The organism is Streptomyces sp. NPDC052236 (assembly GCF_044548015.1).
Taxonomy (GTDB): domain Bacteria; phylum Actinomycetota; class Actinomycetes; order Streptomycetales; family Streptomycetaceae; genus Streptomyces.
Genome location: NZ_JBIUBL010000036.1, coordinates 1 through 14,728, shown reverse-complemented (window position 1 = coordinate 14,728; position 14,728 = coordinate 1). Strand labels below are relative to the sequence as shown.

Sequence of the window (14,728 nt, the reverse complement as noted above, 5' to 3'; positions counted from 1 at the left end):
GGGTATGACGGTGGCGGAAGCAGTGGCTGAGGCGCTGGAGCGAATCGCGCGGCTGGACCCGGGGCTGAGCGCCTTCATCGAGGTATGGGCCGAGGAGGCTCTGACCAGCGAGACAGACCCCGGACTCCCCCTTGCGGGAGTGCCGTTCGCGGTGAAGGGGCCGTCCGGGATACGCGCGTACGCGGCCCGGCGGCTGATCGCGGCGGGCGCGGTCCCGGTCGGCTCGACGGCGGTGCCCGGCCCCGGCACGTACTGGCAGACGTGGGGCCTGGGCGCGCACGGCCGTACGGTCAACCCGTGGCGGGCGGACCGTACGCCCGGGGGTTCGTCGGCGGGCGCGGCGGTGGCGGTCGCGGCGGGGATGGTGGGCCTGGCGACCGGCAGCGACGGGGCGGGATCGGTGCGGATACCGGCGGCGTGGTGCGGGGTGTTCGGCCTGAAGACGACAAACGGGCTGCTGCCGTCGCCGGACCGGACGGGGCTGGCCTCGGGGGGTGTGCTGACGCGCACGGCGGCGGAGGCGCGGGCGTATCTGCGCTGTGTGCTCGACGGTTACGCGGAGGTTCCGGTGCCGCTTCCCGTACGGGCGCGCTGGTCCGCCGACCTGGGCTTCGCGCGGACGGACCCGGAGGTGGCGGCGGTCGCGCGGGGCGCGGTGGACCGTTTGGCGGCGGCCGGTGTCGTACGACTGGAGGAGCGGCCGTTCGCGCTGCTCAACCCGGGGGATGCGTGGCAGGCGATCCGAGGCGGAGAGCCAGGCACGGGCTCGGCGGTGCGCGCGGAGAACAACCGGCGCCTCGACGCGCTCTTCGCGGACACGGACCTGCTGCTCACCCCCGCAACGCCGAACCGCCCGCACGGCCACGACGGGCCGGGTGAGACCTACTCCACGGCACTGACCTGGGCGTTCAATCTCAGCGGGCATCCGGCGGCGAGCATCCCGGCCGGTTTCACGGGCGACGGCTGCCCGGTCGGCCTTCAGCTGGTCGCGGCGCGGGGAGCGGACAGCGCACTCCTTGAAATGGCCGTGGCGGCGGAGCGGCATGCGGTCTCGGTGGTGTGTGGAGCTGGAGGCGGAGGCGGAGGAACGCCTGCCGCATGTGCGGAAGCAGGGCCCGACGCGGAGGCGTTCACGCTGCGGACCTCGTTCCCGCCGCCGACGAGCTCACACGTTGGTAGACGCGGAGTCAACAAGCCGCGCACAAGGGATTGACGGCCTTACTGACAGGGGGTCTCATAAGCATGACCGCCGGTAACCCAGCGACGAGGTGCTCCCCGCATGACGACGACCCCGCCAGCGACCGCGACCGAACGCGACTTACAGCTGCTCCACGACGCACTCGGCCCGCTCCGGGACCGCGAACAGGTCGCCGAGCGGCTGCTCGCGTCCTCTGCCAATCACTCCTTCGATCCCGACAAGGAACTCGACTGGGAGTCACCGCCCGAAGAGGGCAAGTGGTTCTGGCCGCCGGAACTCGTCTCCCTCTACGACACCCCGCTCTGGCGCACGATGTCCGAGGAACAGCGGATGGACCTGTCCCGGCACGAGGCCGCGTCGCTCGCCTCGCTCGGCATCTGGTTCGAGATCATCCTGATGCAGCTGCTGGTCAGGCACATCTACGACAAGCCCGTGACCAGCGCACATGTGCGGTACGCACTCACCGAGATCGCGGACGAGTGCAGGCACTCGATGATGTTCGCCCGGATGATCCAGAAGGGCGGGGCCCCCGCGTATCCGGTGGAGCGGCGCTACCACAATAGGGCGCGCCTGCTGAAGACCATCTCGACCACACCCGGTTCGTTCGCGGCGACGCTGCTCGGCGAGGAGATACTCGACTGGATGCAGCGGCTGACCTTCCCTGACGAGCGCGTACAGACCCTGGTACGCGGCGTCACCCGTATCCATGTGATCGAAGAGGCCCGCCATGTCCGTTACGCCCGCGAGGAGTTGCGCCGCCAGATGGTGACCGCGCCGCGCTGGGAGCAGGAGTTCACCCGGCTCAGCTGCGGCGAGGCGGCGCGGGTCTTCTCGATCTGCTTCGTCAATCCGGGGGTGTACGAGAACGTCGGGCTCGACCGGCGGGAGGCCGTCGCCCAGGTACGGGCGAGCGGCCACCGGCGCGAGGTGATGCGGTCGGGCGCGAAGCGGCTCACCGACTTCCTGGACGACATCGGGATGCTGCGGGGGCCGGGCCGCAGGCTGTGGAAAAGCTCCGGCCTGCTGGCGTAATCCTCCCCGTGACTCTCCGCACGCCCTTGCCGAACAGTGCGGTTACGCTGCGGAGCATGACCAGTCCCGCTCCGGCGACCCGTGCGTACCGACGGCTCAGCGTCGAGGAGCGCCGTACCCAGCTCCTCGCCGCCGCGCTCACGCTCTTCGCGCACCGGCCGCCGGAGGAGGTCTCACTGGACGACGTGGCGGAGGCGGCCGGGGTCTCCCGGCCCCTCGTCTACCGCTACTTCCCCGGCGGCAAGCAGCAGCTGTACGAGGCGGCTCTGCGATCGGCCGCCGACGAACTGGAACGGTGCTTCGCCGAACCCCCGGCGGGCCCGCCGACGGAGCGGCTCGCGCGGGTGCTGAGCCGTTATCTCGTCTTCGTGGACGAGCACGACGCGGGTTTCAGCGCGCTGCTGCGGGGCGGGAGCGTCGTCGCGACGTCGCGGGCGACGGCGATCGTCGACGAGGTCAGGCGGGCGGCGGCCGAACAGATCCTCGTCCATCTGCGCCCGGACCGGCCGGGACCGCGACTGCGGATGATGGTGCGCACATGGATCGCGGCGGTGGAGGCGGCGTCACTGATCTGGCTGGACGAGGGGAAGCAGCCTCCGGCGGATGAGCTGCGCGACTGGCTGGTGGACCACCTGGTGTCGCTGCTGGTGGCGACGGCGACGACGGACGAGGAAACGGCGGCGGCGGTCAGGGACTTGCTGACGCTGGAACAACGAACGGGCCCGGCGGGCGCGCTGGCGCGCCGGGTCACGTCGATGGTGAGCGAGGCGGCGCACTTGCTTTAAGAAACTTTCGCCCCTGGGAGCAACCAGCCTCGCCAGCGGGAAACCGAGCCCCGCAGGCGGAAACTCAGCCCCTCCGGCGGAAAACTCAGCCCCGCCGGCGATTGAGGCGCGGGGCTCGGGGCAGCGCCCCGACAAGGCCCCGCGCAGCACCCCAACGCTCCCGCCCCCCGAAGGGCCCCCACCCACCTACAGGTCATGCCCCAGCCCCGCCCCCACCGGCACGTCCACCCACCCCACATCCCCCACCCCCGCAAACGCCGCCCCCGCCAACGGCTCCTCCCCCACCAGCAACGGCCCCACCAAATCCGCCGCCACCGTCGCGTTCGGCAGCGCCGCAGCCAGATGCGCCGCCGCCAGCGTCGCGACCCCCAGTTCCGGCATCGTGCCGATCTTCACGGCGAGCCCCGCCGCCTCCGCGACCGCCGCGATCTGCCGCGCCCGGTACAGGCCCCCGACCTTCAGAATCTTGATGTTGAGGACATCGGCCGCGCCCCGCCGCACGATCTCCAGCGCGTCGTGCAGCGAGTACACGCTCTCGTCGGCCATGACCCGCACCCCACCCCGGCTGCGCAGCATCGCCATCCCCGCCAAGTCCCACCTCGGCAGCGGCTGTTCGATCAGATCGAGCCCCGCATCCGCCAGCCGCGAGACGGTCCGGCCCGCCGTACCCGGGTCGTAGCCCTCATTCGCGTCCAGGGAGAGCTCAACGGACTCCGCGACCGCCTCCCGTACGGAACGGACCAGCCGCACATCCAGCTCCGGGTCCTCCCCGCCCTTGACCTTGATGTGGACGAACCCCCGTGCGGCGTACGCGGCGGCCTCGGCCACCATCTCCTCCAGGGTGCCGAGACCGACCACCCAGGCCGTCGGCACGCGCGGCCGGACGCAGCCCCCCAGCAGCAGATGCACCGGCCACCCCGCCGCCCGCGCCGCCACGTCGTGCAGTGCGATGTCCAGCGCCGCCTTCGCGAGATGCTGCCCGCGAATGGCGGCGTCCATGGCCGCGTGCGCCCCCGCCAGATCGCGCGGGTCGCGGCCGATGAGCGCGGGCGCGACGTGTTCGGTGAGGGCCGCTTCGAGCCCGGCGAGGGTCTCGCCGGTGTACGCGGTCATCGGCGACGCCTCGCCGAAGCCGGATTCGCCGTCGGCGGTACGTACCTCGACGACCAGACTGATGAGCTCGGGACTGGTGCCGCTGCTGATGACGAACGGGCGCCGGTAAGGGGCCCTGACGATACGGGTGTGGACCGAGGCGATCTGCACGCGGCTCCTCCAATTCACGGCCAACTCAACGGCCAACTTACGGCCCAGACCGTAAGTACGGAACCACGGGCTCAGAACCCCGGCTCAGAGGCGTACGCGGTAGACGATCGGCGGACGCCCCGTCCGGCCCGCCTCACGGCTGCCCGTCGGCACGGCCACACCCGCCCGTTCGAGGCGCTTGAGAATGCGGCGGGCCGTACGCTGCTGAACGGACAGATGCTCGGCCACGCGGTGCGCGGTTATGCCCGCCTCCGGGTCCTGCGCTGTCAGTTCGCGCAGCTGGTCCAGGGTCCTGGGGTTCAGTCCGACGCGGCGGGCGAGCGTCACCTTGCTCTCCGGGCCCCCACCCGACGCCGAGCCGGCCGCTGCCGACGCCTCCGCCGTCCGTTCCCCGTCGATCACGATGTCCACATCGTCGGTCATCGACACGACACCGGCGACCGGACCGACCGACCGGGCGCGGTTGACCGCGCGCCTCGCCAGCGCTTCGGCCTCCGCGGCGGTACGGCCGAGGCCGAAGCCCACATGGGCGGTGCCGTGGCGGGCGGCCAGGTCATCGAGGAACGGCAGCCGGGTGAACTGCTCGCTCACCTTCTCCAGAACGCCGCGCGTGGTGACGACCAGCCGCTGCCCATCGTGCAGATCAGCGAGGCTGCCACCCAGTACCCGCAGGTCGGCGGCGAGTTCCCGGTCGGCAGCCGGGAGGTCGATGATGCCGAGGGCGACCTGCGCGTCCCCGCTGCGCTGCCCGGCGGTGGCAAGCAGCAGGGCCTGGAGCGTGGAGCGTATGGAGTGCCGGGACGGGGCCAGACGTACGGCGTGCATCTCGTGGTCGAGCAGGTGGAAGGCCGAGCCGAGGCAGGTGAGGGCGACCCTGGTCTCCTTCTTGTCACGCGCGCCGAGATGGAACGCGGCCAGGTCCTGCGAGGTCAGCCCCGGCCGGTAGGGCAGCACGTGCACATGCTCGGTGGGCAGCTTGGCCTCGGTGAGGGTCTCCATGACCTCGCTGCGGCGCAGGGTGTCGATGGAGATACGGGAGACGTCGTGGCCGAGGCGGAGCAGCTCGACCAGGGCCCGCAGCAGCGTCGCGCCGTTGTACGGGACGTACATCGCGGGCCGGTCGAGCAGACCGGCGGCGGCGGCGAGCGTATGGGGCACGACACCGGTGAAGAGCAGGGCGTCCACCTCGGACTGCGCCCCGCCGACCACGTCAAGGGTCTCGTCCTCATGCCGGTACGGGAGCGCCAGCAGCCGGTCCGCCCCCGCTGAGCCGCCGACCGCGACGACCTTGTGCACAAGGTCCTCGGGCCCTATCACGCCGACCGTGAGAGCCATCGGCCGGTCTCCGTTCTCCTGAGGTGCTTCTGGGGTATTTGTGAACGGGCCCACAATCCCGGTTCTCCGAGGCCCCGTGACGCGCCCCGACACACGCAGGGTTGACGCCTGGCGACCGCGGCCCTAATTTCGGCCCAGGCCATAACCGCATACTTGCGGAGAGGATAGTGCCCCGATGCCCGAACGGGAAATGCCGCTGCCCACAGTTCTCGGTCCGCGCGGCCGTACGTTCGGCGACGAGGAACGGGCCGCGGTACTGCGCGTTCTGGACTCGGCCGTACTGTGCAGCGCCTTCGGCAGTGAAGCACGTTCGCTGGAGGAGGAGCTGACCCGGCTCTACTTTCCGGACCCGCACGGCACTGTTGTCAAGAGCGTCGCGTGCAGTTCGGGCACGGCCGCGCTGCATCTGGCGGTGGCGGCGGCCGGGGTCGGCCCCGGCGACGAGGTCATCACGACCCCGCTCTCGGACTTCGGTACGGTCGCTCCGGTGCTCGCCCAGCGGGCGCGGGTCGTATTCGCCGACGTACGACCACAGGACGGCAATCTCGACCCGGCCGCGGTCGAAGCGGCCGTGACCCCGCGGACGAAGGCCGTCATCGTCGTACACCTCTTCGGCGCCGCCGCGGACATCGACGCGCTCAGAGCGATCTGCGACCGGCACGGGCTCGTCCTGATCGAGGACTGCGCGCAGGCCTGGCTCGGCCGGGACGGATCGGGCCGGTTGCTGGGCACGGTCGGGGACATCGCCTGCTTCAGCCTTCAGCAGTACAAGCACATCACGGCGGGCGACGGCGGCCTCGCGCTGACCGCGGACCCGGCTCTCGCGCGCCATATGCGGCTGTTCATGGATAAGGGCTGGGACCGCTCGGAGGGGCGGATCCACCGCGAGCCGGGGCTCAACTACCGGATGACCGAGCTCACGGCGGCGGTGGCGCGCGCGCAGCTCGCAAAGGTGACGGAGGTCGTACGGCGACGGCGCGAGCGGGCGGTCCAGCTGATCGCCGCGCTCGACGGACTCGACGGACTCGGCGGACTCGGCGGACTCGACGGGGTCACGGCACCGGAGCCGCTGCCGGGCCATGCCTGGTGGCTGTTCCCACTCCTGGTGGACGACAACGCCCGCTGGGCGAAGGGCCTGGAGGCCGAAGGCGTACCGGCGATGCCCGGCTATCTGGAGCGCCCGCTGTACGCCAATCCGGCGCTGCCGGGATATCCGCCGGGGCTGTGCCCGCAGGCGGAGCGGCTGATCGGCCGTACGCTGCTGGCGCTGCCCTGGAACGAGGCGTACAGCGAAGCCGATGTCGCGCATATCGCGCGCGCGATCCGTACGGTCCACGACCAGGGCGGCCAGACCCGATGACCGGCGACAGCGGCTACGACTGGCTGCGGACGGCGCCCGAGGAGCTCATCGGCTGGGACGTCGACGTGCTGTACGGGCCGTGGCCCCGACACCACGCCGACCTCGGCCTCGCCGAGGTCCGGGCCCGCCTCGCCGCCTCCCCCGTGGCACGCGCGCTGGCGATGTCCACCATGGGCGCGCTGTTCGATGACGCCGCGGGAAACGCCCGTACGGTCAAGGACCTCAGCGGCTGTGCCGAACTGCTGCCGGTCGGCACCGTGGATCTGCGCGACGCGCTCGCCGCCGACGAGCGGCTGGAGATGCTGGCCGCCGAGGGGGTGCGCTTCCTGCGGCTGTTCACGGAGGAACAGGACGTGGAGCCGGGCTTCCCCGGCTACCGGCATGTGATCGAGCAGGCCGTCGCCCAGGGGCTCGTACTCCTCCACGGCGGCGACCCCCGCCGCTTCGGCCCGGCGCTGACGGGCCGAGGCGCCGAGGTCATCTTTCTGGATGTGCACTCCTATGTACTGGCCGACTTCCTGCTCCTGACGCGGGACGAGCCCGGCTTCCGGGCCACCACCCGGCTCCTGTCGTCGCCCGACGGGATCGAACGGGTCGTTGACACGGCCGGGGCGCGCCACCTGGTTTTCGGCTCGCGCACGCCGTTCATGGACATCTCGCCGCAGACCCTGCGGCTGCGGTACGCGGCCATCGGGGAGGCCGACCGCGCGGCGATCGCCGGGGGCAACATCGAGGAGCTGCTGGGCTGATGCCGATCATCGATGTGCACGCGCATGTGGGCCCCTGGCCGTTCCACATGGACACGGGCGACGCCGCGTTCAACCTCCGGCTGATGGACCGGTACGGCATCGATCTGCAGGTGGTGTCGTCCGCCGAGGCGGTGGTGTACGACGCGGTGGCGGGCAACGCGGCGCTGCGGGAGGTGCTCTCCGTACACCCACGGCTGCTGGGTTACGCGGTGGTCAACCCGAACCGCATCGAGGAGAGCGCCGAGGATCTGCGGCGCTGCCTGGACACCGGCAGATTCGTCGGAGCGAAGATCCACACCCACTATCCGGGCCGCCTGATCGGCTCCCCGCAGCTGACGGAGGCCTTCGACCTGGTCGCCGAGGCGGGGGTCCCGCTGCTGCTCCACACCTGGGGTCCTGAGGTCGCGCTGCTGCCCCAGCTGTTGGCGAGCCGGCCCCGCCTGCGGATCATCATGGGCCACGCGGGCGGCGACGCGTGGCGGGAGGCGGCACACGCGGCGGCGGCGTGCGACCGGCTCTACCTCGAACACTGCCGTACGGTCACCGACGCGGGCCGGGTCGCGTACGCGCGGGAGGCGGGGGTTCCGGTGGAACGGTTGCTGTTCGGGACGGACTCGACGCTGATCGACCCGTCGGTGTCACTGGGGGTGATCCGGGACGCGGGGTTCACAGCGGCGGAGCTGGAGCGGGTGCTGTGGCACAACGCGGCGGATCTGTTCGGGCTGGGGGCGCTGGCCGCTGCCCGCTCATTCCCCTGATCAGTTCCCCACGATGCGTACGGACGGGTCGAGACACCAGGCGAGGACCGCGGGCCAGGGACCGTAGCCCGCGTCGAGGTCGAGGTGGGCGCCGCCGGGGACGGTGTCGGTGTCGAGGGCGAGCGGGCGACCGTAGTGTTCGGCGGCACCGCCCGCACAGTGCGGATCGTCGTCCGTGCCGACGAGCCGCACGGTCCCGGGCAGGGCGGGCAGCGTGGGCAGGACCGGGGGAGCGAAGCCGGCGACCTCCTCGTATTTCGTGAGCACCTCCCGCGACGGCGGCGCGACCAGCAGCACCCGGTCGACGTCGATGCGCATGGACTCCGGGCCACGGGCCACCGCATGCAGCCACAGCGGTACCGCGAGGCTGTGGCAGACGACGACCCGCTCCCCGCCCTGCGCGGCCAGGGCGTCGAGGCGGCGGCGGAGCTCTTCGAGCCAGCTCTCCAGGTCCGGGTCGTCGGGGTCGGGCAGCTGCGGATAGTCCACGCGGTGGCCCAGGCGGGTCAGTTCACCGGCCAGCCAATGCTGCCAGTGCCCCTCGGGCCGGTGGTTCTGCCACCCGTGCAGGATCAGGAAAGCCTTCTCGGTCGTCATGGAGATGATCGTGAGGGCTGCCGACCCAACAGGTCCAGTTAATCTTTCCGCATGGATCCGATCAGTGGAACCTTTATGATCGACCTGCGCCGGCTCGGCGCCCTGCGCGAGCTGGCCAGACGCGGCAGCCTGGCCAGGACGGCCGAAGCCCTCCACCTCACTCCTTCCGCTGTGTCCCAGCAGCTGGCGGCCCTCTCGCGCGAGTTGGGCGTGCCGCTGATCGAGCGGCAGGGCCGCGGGGTCAGGCTCACCGGTCAGGCACGGTTGGTGCTGCGGCACGCCGATCTGATCGCGGCCCAGCTGGAGCGGGCCCGGGTGGATCTCGCGGGCTGGGGTGACGGGCGCGGGGGCTCCGTCACCGTCGGCGCCTTCTCCAGCGCCGTGTCCGGACTGTTGCCCGCTGCCCTGCGCGCCATCGCCGAGGAGCGGCCGGACCTCGCCGTGGCCGTCGTGGAGGCCCAGCCGCCCGATCTGTTCACCCGGCTCGACGGCGGGGAGATCGACGTGGCCGTGGCGGTGGATTTCGAGCAGGCGCCGCCGCATACCGACCGCCGTTACACCCGTATCGATCTGCTCACCGACGTTCTGGACGTGGCGCTGCCCGCCGCCCACCGGTTCGCCGGGCTGGAACGGGTCGCGCTGCGGGACCTCGCCACCGACCTGTGGATCGTCGGTGACGCCGGCAGTTGCTGCGGCGCGGTCACCCGGTCCGTCTGCGCGGCGGGCGGCTTCACTCCTGAGATCCGGCACCGGGTCAACGACTGGCAGTCCCTCGCGGCCCTGGTCGAGGCGGGCGCGGGCGTGGCACTCGTCCCCCGGCTCGTCCAGCCGCTGCACCGGCCGGGCCTGGTCCTCCGCCCGACCACGGGCCATGCGCCGGTACGCAATGTCTTCGCCGCGGTCCGGGCCGGTGCCGAGCAGGACCCCGTACTGGCCGCTGTCCTGCGCCATCTCGCCGAAGCCGGCGACCAACAACAGTGCCCTGAGAAGTGAGGGTGCAGGCGAGGGCCGGCGTTTGACGGCGTGGGTCACTCACGCCGTGGCGACGGTGCCTGGCCGAGTAGTTGACCCGTCGCGTACTTCGCCGGTGCGGTCGCACGCCGCGAGGGTGCCGTCCAGCAGGACGGAGTCCGGAGGCCCATCGGCCCCCTCGCACGCTGCGCCGAGGGGGCCGATCCTGTTTCTGGCGATCAGGCCGACAAAGATCAACCGGTTCTGACCGGACGCGTGCGGGAGGCTACCGCGAGGAGCGGAAATCGTCATTCTGAGAAACGCGACATTCACACTCCGCGTGGATGTCAAATACCGCGCAGCGGTATTTGCGGCTCCGCTACAGCCCTGACTGCCAGACTATTCGTTGAACCATATAGACCTAACAGTGGCGCCCCCGCCGTTCCACGAGAGAGACATCTGGTACTCCCGCAGGTTGCCTATGTTATAGCCCTTCTTGTCGCAGCCGGCGTCGCCGCCATCAGTAACGGTGAGAACGTAGTCGTTGCTGCCGGACTCCTGCAGCCTTCCTGTCATGCCATAGCCGTCCGCTTTGGTGTCACAGACCTCGAACACGTCTCCGTCATCGGTGAAGGTAAACTTGCCGTGACTGTTGCTGATGGTCCTGTTGGTGTCGAGGACGGCGGCCTGAGCCTGCGATGCCGTGACGGCGAGTACCGATACGACGGCCGCACCGGCCACAGCCATGCGGGTGAACGTTTTGACCATTGTTTTCTCTTTCTCTTTTCTCCGCAGGACTGCGGAGCAGCTCGATCGGCGCAGAGCCTATGTCAGGGTGATCAGTTGGCAAATAGCCCTAAGTGGAACTCGCCATCCCACTCTCACTGAACGTGACAGAAGCAGGGGAATTCAAATGGGGCACAAGTTGGCGATGGTGCGATACAGGACATCGGGAATGAGCAAAAAATGAGCCCACGAACACGGCGGGTGTCAAAAAATCGCCCCTATGTGATCTGCGTCACGTTTACCACTGAGCTGGGGTAGTGCACCCACCCATCCGCCCATACCGGCTGGTCACGGTACCCACGCCGTTGGCGGTCCTGCCCAGCCGGCCCAGCCGCCGGCGGCCCGTATGCGCAGTGGCCGTGCCGTCCCCGCGGTCGCCGAAGTCGTCAATCACCGGCACTCCGCCCGCTGTTCGCCGGTCGCTCGCTTCGCGAGGTACGACATCATCGCGAGTCGGATCACGCTCTCGGATCACGCTCTCGGAGTACGCAGGTTCGGCCTCACAGTCCCGGCCGAGCCGACGGTTCATCGTGATCCAATGCCACTGAGCCTGAATTGATCACGATGCCGGCGCCCGTTCGACGGGGCGGCAGGACCGGTGGATTGCCTTGGCAACAAGGGTCTTGAGGGCTCATCTGCCGTGGCGGGCTGCCACTCCAACGAGGATGACGAGCAGGCAATGGCGCACCTGACCCAACGCCTCGTCGACCTGGGCGGCCGGGATGCGAGCTGCCGATCCGCGCCGACCTCGAGAGGCATCGCCCCGACCCGTTGCGGGCCGCCGGCGGCTGGGCCGGCTGGGCCAGACGGTCAACGGCGTGGCCACTGTGGCCGCGATATGGGCGGATGGATGGGTGCACTACCCCAGTCCAGCGATAGGTGTGACACAGATCACATAGGGGCGATTTTTTGACACCCGCCGTGTTCGTGGGCTCATTTTTTCCTCATTCCCGATGTCCTGTATCGCACCATCGCCAACTTGTGCCCCATTTGAATTCCCCTGCTTCTGTCACGTTCAGTGAGAGTGGGATGGCGAGTTCCACTTAGGGCTATTTGCCAACTGATCACCCTGACATAGGCTCTGCGCCGATCGAGCTGCTCCGCAGTCCTGCGGAGAAAAGAGAAAGAGAAAACAATGGTCAAAACGTTCACCCGCATGGCTGTGGCCGGTGCGGCCGTCGTATCGGTACTCGCCGTCACGGCGTCGCAGGCTCAGGCCGCCGTCCTCGTCTCCAACAAGACCATCAGCAACAGTCACGGCAAGATGACGTTCATCGATGACGGAGACGTGTTTCAGGTCTGCGACACCAAAGCGGACGGCCATGGCATGACAGGTGAGCTGGTGCAGATTTATGACGCCGGTGCCAATCAGGTGCGTCTCACCGTTACCGATGGCGGCGACTCCGGCTGCGACAAGAAGGGCTATAACATAGGCAACCAGTTCAACGAGCAGTACGAGATGTGGCTCTCGTGGAACGGCGGCGGCGCCACTGTGAAGTCTGAGCGGTTCAACGAATAGTCGGGCAGTCAGGCTGTAGCGGAGCCGCAAATACCGCTGCGCGGTATTTGACATTCACGCGGAGTGTGAATGTCGCGTTTCTCAGAACGACGATTTCCGCTCCTCGCGGTAGCTTCCCGCACGCGTCCGATCAGGTGGGCGACGGTGCTGTACGGGGTGTACTGGGCGTGACTTCGCCCTGAAAGCCTATTCAGAACCGGTTGATCTTGTCGGCCTGATCGCCAGACGCGGGATCGGCCCCCTCGGCGCAGCGTGCGCGTTGTCAATACCGACACGAGCGTGCGAGGGGGCCGATGTGCCTGCACCGTACAACTGGCCTGAGGCCACATCGATTTGACGTTCTATTCACCCGCGTCGAGCGGAAGATCCCCGACTCGGCGAAGGCAACGGGCCGACCGTACGCGCTGCCACTGTGGAAGGCCGTCGTAGTGCTGTGCCGCATCCTGCGTCACAACATCCACCACTTCGGTGTCAGCCCGGTGGTGTTGCGGAGACGGTCAGCGCTCGGTGAACACCGGGGTCCAGCGTCCGTCGTAGTTGAGGTCCGCCTCCCGGAAGCCGGAGAGCGGGGTCACCTTCTTGCTGTCCAGGCCGACCAGGAGCAACTGGTTGCGGAACTCGCCCTTGCCAGGGGCGCACTGCTCGGGGTCGCAGTGCCAGGCGATGAGGTGGTTGTTGTCAGCCCAGGCGACCAGCTGCTGGCCGGGTACGAGTGCGGCCCGCTCGCCGGTCTTCGCATCCAGTACCTCGGAGACGATCTGGCCGTCCTCCCCTGTCATGGTGCCGGCGACGAGGCCCCCGTCGGGGGACAGGCCCGCCTCCGGGTAGCTCAGGTACGCCTCTTGCTTCGGGACCGGCATCTCCTTGCCGTTCCTGTCGAAGTAGATCTTGCCCGCCTGGTTGCGCCAGGGCTCCCACAGCAGCTCGCCGTCATGGTTCCAGCTGAAGTCCTGACGCCCGCCGTCGGTGATCCCACGGTCGTCCTTCTTGCGTGGCCGCACGGTGAAGTCCGCCTGGCCGGAGGCGACATCGATGACGTAGAAGCCGGTGCGGCTCGGCTTCGGCCCTGGCAGCTTCTTATCGTTCACCTGCTGCAACGCGTCCTTGAAGAGGCCGTCCGGGTTGAGGCTGTACGTCGTTGCCACCAGGTGCTTGCCGTCCGGCGAGAACTCCACACTTCCGACGCTCTTGTCGACCTCGATCCAGCGCCCCACCTTGCCCGTGGTCAGGTTCAGCAACCCGATGCGGTTGACGGGCAGATCGCGCTCCAGCACCGCGGCGGTCTGCATCCCGGGGGCGACATCGAGCCAGGCCCAGTTGGTCTGCTCGTACCGCTTGGTGGCAGCGTTGAGCAGGCTCCACTCATACGTGACGATCCCGTCCCCGTTCGGTTGCTTCACGGCCCTTTGCGTGTAGTACGCCGAGAGGGCAACTTTCCCCGCGGCGATCAGCTCCCGCGGCGGCGACTGATCCGGATGGGCCACCGCGTCCGGGGTATCCACCTCGCCCGCGGGCCGCGCTTGTGTGCCATCGCCGTCCATGGCCAGCGTCACCGCGACGCCCGCCGCGACGCCCGCCGCGACGACACCGGCCACCACAAGCTTGCGTACGTTGCGGCGGCGCGGCGACCGGGGCACCCGCTTGGCGAAGTCGCCGGGCGACCGCACTTCCTGCGCGGTCTCCTTGTGCGCCTCGCGGAACTGATCGGGTCTCATGGCCGTACCTCCACGGGAGAGAAGATTGGGTCGTAAATGGGGTAACCGAGTTGGGGTGCCGTCGGCTCGGAAGAGAGCCTGCGCAGCTTGGCCGGCGAGCAGTACTCCGTGCTGCTGACCGTGCGGACCGTGCCGACCGAGCAGCCCGCGCCCCACCGTGATCGTCCTCTGGGCCCGATAGCCGCCGACCATCCGGTGCGCGCACGTAAACGTGTCGGCGTGGCCGCATGGGGTGACGGTTTCGGTGACTGCCGGTTGAAGCACGGCGAGCGGGTTACTGCCCCCGCTTCGAAGTCCTGCACAGAAAGAGGAACCGATGGTCAATTCGTTCGCTCGCATAGCTGTGGCCGGTGCGGCCGTCGCATCGGTGCTCGCCGGCACGACGTCGCCGACTCTGGCCGCCGAAAACAGCCCGAGGGAAGCTCCGGACGATCCGCACCGAGCTTAGGTCAGGGTGATTATTTGGCAAGCGGTTTCCAGTAAAAGGTTGAACCCATAGACACGTCTACATCATGTTTGCTGGGGGTTGTGGACTGCTGCCGAAGTAATGAGCGGTGGTGACTTCTGGTGAGCGTGAGTGAGTGCTCGGGTTTGGGTCTGGCCGTTCGAGCCGGTCTTCTTCTGTGTGCGGTGTGCTCCGGGCCCCGTCACGGGAGGGGAACGCGGGTTCTCGGGTCGAA

General features: G+C 69.2%; 13 protein-coding genes. 8 read left to right on the top strand and 5 right to left on the bottom strand.

Annotated features, from left to right (window positions below):
* Window positions 1–4: 4 nt before the first annotated feature.
* From ACIHCQ_RS38980 to ACIHCQ_RS38970, 3 genes are all read left to right on the top strand, one after another.
* Window positions 5–1,213, top strand: coding sequence for an amidase family protein (locus ACIHCQ_RS38980; protein ID WP_399673397.1), 1,209 nt, complete (start codon window positions 5–7; stop codon window positions 1,211–1,213).
* 66 nt (window positions 1,214–1,279) lie between these two features.
* A complete protein-coding gene (locus ACIHCQ_RS38975; RefSeq protein ID WP_399673395.1) occupies window positions 1,280–2,230 on the top strand; it encodes a diiron oxygenase in 951 nt (316 codons plus the stop codon).
* 56 nt (window positions 2,231–2,286) lie between these two features.
* Window positions 2,287–3,015: a TetR/AcrR family transcriptional regulator gene (locus tag ACIHCQ_RS38970; protein WP_399673393.1), complete on the top strand. Its 729-nt coding sequence runs from the start codon at window positions 2,287–2,289 to the stop codon at window positions 3,013–3,015.
* A gap of 186 nt (window positions 3,016–3,201) precedes the next feature.
* Here the strand turns inward: ACIHCQ_RS38970 and ACIHCQ_RS38965 are convergent, their stop codons facing one another.
* Window positions 3,202–4,278, bottom strand: a complete 1,077-nt coding sequence (locus ACIHCQ_RS38965; RefSeq protein WP_399673391.1) for a mandelate racemase/muconate lactonizing enzyme family protein — start codon at window positions 4,276–4,278, stop codon at window positions 3,202–3,204.
* Window positions 4,279–4,362: 84 nt separating this feature from the next.
* The gene (locus ACIHCQ_RS38960; protein ID WP_399673389.1) at window positions 4,363–5,613 is read right to left on the bottom strand and encodes a hypothetical protein; all 1,251 of its coding nucleotides are present in this window, start codon (window positions 5,611–5,613) and stop codon (window positions 4,363–4,365) included.
* 175 nt (window positions 5,614–5,788) lie between these two features.
* Between ACIHCQ_RS38960 and ACIHCQ_RS38955 the strand changes: the two genes are divergently transcribed.
* The 3 genes from ACIHCQ_RS38955 to ACIHCQ_RS38945 are packed head-to-tail and all read left to right on the top strand — an operon-like array spanning window position 5,789 to window position 8,480.
* The gene (locus tag ACIHCQ_RS38955) at window positions 5,789–6,973 is read left to right on the top strand and encodes a DegT/DnrJ/EryC1/StrS family aminotransferase (RefSeq protein WP_399673387.1); all 1,185 of its coding nucleotides are present in this window, start codon (window positions 5,789–5,791) and stop codon (window positions 6,971–6,973) included.
* Entirely contained in the window at window positions 6,970–7,722 is a 753-nt protein-coding gene (locus ACIHCQ_RS38950; RefSeq protein ID WP_399673385.1) for an amidohydrolase family protein, read from the top strand. Before ACIHCQ_RS38955 ends, ACIHCQ_RS38950 begins: the two co-directional genes overlap by 4 nt.
* Complete coding sequence (locus ACIHCQ_RS38945; protein WP_399673383.1) at window positions 7,722–8,480, top strand: amidohydrolase family protein; 759 nt, start codon at window positions 7,722–7,724, stop codon at window positions 8,478–8,480. Before ACIHCQ_RS38950 ends, ACIHCQ_RS38945 begins: the two co-directional genes overlap by 1 nt.
* Here ACIHCQ_RS38945 and ACIHCQ_RS38940 read toward each other — a convergent pair whose 3' ends face one another.
* A complete protein-coding gene (locus ACIHCQ_RS38940) occupies window positions 8,481–9,077 on the bottom strand; it encodes an RBBP9/YdeN family alpha/beta hydrolase (RefSeq protein WP_399673381.1) in 597 nt (198 codons plus the stop codon).
* Between the two features lie 51 nt (window positions 9,078–9,128).
* On the opposite strand from ACIHCQ_RS38940, the gene ACIHCQ_RS38935 reads away from it, so the two are divergent.
* Window positions 9,129–10,070 (top strand): LysR family transcriptional regulator, encoded by a 942-nt coding sequence (locus ACIHCQ_RS38935; RefSeq protein WP_399673379.1) that lies wholly within the window; start codon window positions 9,129–9,131, stop codon window positions 10,068–10,070.
* A 357-nt stretch (window positions 10,071–10,427) separates the two neighbouring features.
* Here ACIHCQ_RS38935 and ACIHCQ_RS38930 read toward each other — a convergent pair whose 3' ends face one another.
* Window positions 10,428–10,796: a hypothetical protein gene (locus ACIHCQ_RS38930; RefSeq protein ID WP_399673377.1), complete on the bottom strand. Its 369-nt coding sequence runs from the start codon at window positions 10,794–10,796 to the stop codon at window positions 10,428–10,430.
* A gap of 1,153 nt (window positions 10,797–11,949) precedes the next feature.
* Between ACIHCQ_RS38930 and ACIHCQ_RS38925 the strand changes: the two genes are divergently transcribed.
* Complete coding sequence (locus tag ACIHCQ_RS38925; protein ID WP_399673375.1) at window positions 11,950–12,333, top strand: hypothetical protein; 384 nt, start codon at window positions 11,950–11,952, stop codon at window positions 12,331–12,333.
* Window positions 12,334–12,830: 497 nt separating this feature from the next.
* On the opposite strand, the gene ACIHCQ_RS38920 is transcribed toward ACIHCQ_RS38925, so the two are convergent.
* A complete protein-coding gene (locus tag ACIHCQ_RS38920) occupies window positions 12,831–14,048 on the bottom strand; it encodes a hypothetical protein (protein ID WP_399673373.1) in 1,218 nt (405 codons plus the stop codon).
* Between the last annotated feature and the right edge of the window lie 680 nt (window positions 14,049–14,728).

What these genes read in the sequence shown, in the direction of transcription:
- ACIHCQ_RS38980 (WP_399673397.1), top strand. Translation starts at nt 5, where the DNA reads ATGACGGTGGCGGAAGCAGTGGCTGAGGCGCTGGAGCGAATCGCGCGG.
- ACIHCQ_RS38975 (WP_399673395.1), top strand. Translation starts at nt 1,280, where the DNA reads ATGACGACGACCCCGCCAGCGACCGCGACCGAACGCGACTTACAGCTG.
- ACIHCQ_RS38970 (WP_399673393.1), top strand. Translation starts at nt 2,287, where the DNA reads ATGACCAGTCCCGCTCCGGCGACCCGTGCGTACCGACGGCTCAGCGTC.
- ACIHCQ_RS38960 (WP_399673389.1), bottom strand. Translation starts at nt 5,613, where the DNA reads ATGGCTCTCACGGTCGGCGTGATAGGGCCCGAGGACCTTGTGCACAAG.
- ACIHCQ_RS38955 (WP_399673387.1), top strand. Translation starts at nt 5,789, where the DNA reads ATGCCCGAACGGGAAATGCCGCTGCCCACAGTTCTCGGTCCGCGCGGC.
- ACIHCQ_RS38950 (WP_399673385.1), top strand. Translation starts at nt 6,970, where the DNA reads ATGACCGGCGACAGCGGCTACGACTGGCTGCGGACGGCGCCCGAGGAG.
- ACIHCQ_RS38945 (WP_399673383.1), top strand. Translation starts at nt 7,722, where the DNA reads ATGCCGATCATCGATGTGCACGCGCATGTGGGCCCCTGGCCGTTCCAC.
- ACIHCQ_RS38940 (WP_399673381.1), bottom strand. Translation starts at nt 9,077, where the DNA reads ATGACGACCGAGAAGGCTTTCCTGATCCTGCACGGGTGGCAGAACCAC.
- ACIHCQ_RS38935 (WP_399673379.1), top strand. Translation starts at nt 9,129, where the DNA reads ATGGATCCGATCAGTGGAACCTTTATGATCGACCTGCGCCGGCTCGGC.
- ACIHCQ_RS38930 (WP_399673377.1), bottom strand. Translation starts at nt 10,796, where the DNA reads ATGGTCAAAACGTTCACCCGCATGGCTGTGGCCGGTGCGGCCGTCGTA.
- ACIHCQ_RS38925 (WP_399673375.1), top strand. Translation starts at nt 11,950, where the DNA reads ATGGTCAAAACGTTCACCCGCATGGCTGTGGCCGGTGCGGCCGTCGTA.
- ACIHCQ_RS38920 (WP_399673373.1), bottom strand. Translation starts at nt 14,048, where the DNA reads ATGAGACCCGATCAGTTCCGCGAGGCGCACAAGGAGACCGCGCAGGAA.